Here is a 2,189-nt window from a genome sequence, read left to right as displayed (position 1 = left end):
GGCCTGACGGCTGGGAATTGGATGGTGGGCAGTTGGATGGTGGGCAGTTGGATGGTGGGCAGTTGGATGGTGGGCAGTTGGATGGTGGGCAGTTGGATGGTGGGCAGTTGGATGGTGGGGAGCTGGGTGGTGGGGAGCAGGGTGGGGTGGATCCGTCGTTGACGTTAGATCCGGCTTCGTTGTCTGTCTTTGGTTTTGTTGCTCCGCCTCCGTTGTCGCCTGGTGTGGGGCAGGGGGAGGGGGAGTCCAGGGGTGAGGTTTTGTCCGGTGCTGGTGGTGTCGGGGGTTCGGGTGGGGAGTCAAGAGGGTTGGTCGGTGACGCGGTTGTCCAGGGTGGTGGTTCCGCGGGTGAGGGCGGGGTGGTGTCTTCAGGGGACGTGCGGTTGCCGCTGGAAGTGCGGAAGAAGCTTGTGGGATGGCGTCCTGGTGTGGGTGAGTTCAATCCGCGTGGGTTTAGTACGTTCGCGGAGGCTGTGGACGATGTCAGTAAGAAGGGTTACGAGATTTCGCTGGCGCGCTTAGCCCAGGGCGGTTTCGTGTACGGGCTGGCCAGCGATCTGTTCGGTGAATGGGCCACCAAAATGGTCCTCACTCTAGATCCGGTGACCGGAAAATTCTACACTCCAAAGGAGATAGTTGAATTCAGTGGTCTCAAGATAGATAAATCTACGTTGATTCGGGCTGTGCGTGATCATGTGGCGAGGGTGTCGTTTTTGGTGTTGCCGCCGGAGCAGCGGAATTTGATTGTCGACTGGCGTCCTGGCGGGGGTGGGCGGCATGATCTGCTGGCGCATCTGAGGTTCTTGCGGGATCAGGGTTATGACGTTTCGCTGGAGACCTGGGTGTCGGAGCGCTTTGTCTATCAGCCGTCGACCGAGGCGATTCGGGAGTTGGCTGTGCGTCTGCGTGGCGAGGGGTATGCCCCTGTGCGGATTGTGGAGGTGTTCGGTGGTGTGGCTGACGTGTCGCTGGTGGAGGCGTGGACGGGGGGTCCGCTGCGCTCGGGCCGGTTGACGGCGGAGGAGGAAGCGGCGTTCGTCGCGTGGCGGCCGGGTCGGGACGGGTTGCGCACTCTGCGGGACTTGGTGATCGTTCTGCAGAACCGGGGTCGCTCCATCCGATTCCCGCGCACACCCGGCGAGTTCCGGTCGGGTGATCTGGCTGTGCTGGTCGGTCGATGGGTCGATGGCATGCATGATGCGGTTGTCGACGAGGTGGCGAGCACGCTCGGTGCGGGCAGAGTGGACGGCGTTTACACCGCAGAGATTGTCGCCATGTTTTCCGGCAGGCTCCTCACGGTAATGGCTGTGCGAAGGCGGTGGCAGGGTCCGCAGTCCTCCGGGGATGTGTCGTTGCCGGATGAGGTGCGGCTGGAGCTGACGGGGTGGCGTCCCGATCCGGGTGGGGGTGACAGGTTCACGGATGTCATCAGCCGGATCGGAAGGGTGCTGGAAGGTGCGGTCTCATTGGATCGCGCGTCGGACGGCAGGTTCGTGTCCGGGCTTTCACGCGGGCTGCTCAGTGAATGGTCCTGGAAAATGAGCTGTCTTGACGACCCGGTCACTGGAAATCCTTACACGCTGTCAGAGATTCGCGAAGTCAGCGGTGTTCAGATCAGTGCAGTCTCAATGTCCGGCCTTGTGCAGGATTGGCGGGTGCGGATGTCGGCGGTGTTGTTGCCGCCGGAGGTGCGGGGTGCGATTATCAAGTTCCGTCCCGGAACGAAAGGGCGGAGTACTCTTCCGGAGTTTGTGCTGTTGCTGCGCGGACGCGGTCGTGGCGTTTCGTTGGTTTCCAGTGTGTCGCCTGGGTTTGTGTTGCATCCTTCGACGGAGGCGATGCGCGGGTTGGCTGTGGGCATGCTGTCCGAGGTTGAGGCGGGGAGGCCGCGTTACACCTTGGATCAGGTTGTCGGGGTGTTCGGTGGTGTGGTGGAGGGGGCGTGGGTGGAGAAGTGGTGGCGGGCGCATCTGTCGGTGGGGCAGGTGTTGCCGGGTGAGGTGGTGGATCGGATTGTCGGGTGGCGGCCTGATGGAAACGGGCCGGGTACTCAGCGGGGTAATCTGATCGTTCTGCAGAACGAGGGTCACCCGATCTCGCTTCCACGCAAAAAGTCCGATCCTGTGTCCTCGTATCTGCACGGCCTGTTGATTGGCTGGGCCAATGGTTTGCACGGTACGAGCATTGGT

General features: G+C 62.0%; 1 protein-coding gene. It reads left to right on the top strand.

The window, feature by feature from the left end:
- Positions 1-377: 377 nt before the first annotated feature.
- A partial coding sequence (locus IEZ09_RS45805; protein WP_189260131.1) for a hypothetical protein occupies positions 378-2,189 on the top strand: 1,812 nt, incomplete at its 3' end.

Source organism: Lentzea flava (assembly GCF_014648475.1).
Classification (GTDB): domain Bacteria; phylum Actinomycetota; class Actinomycetes; order Mycobacteriales; family Pseudonocardiaceae; genus Lentzea; species Lentzea flava.
The sequence above is the reverse complement of the archived record's forward strand: the minus strand, read 5'-3'. Positions and strand labels throughout refer to the sequence as shown.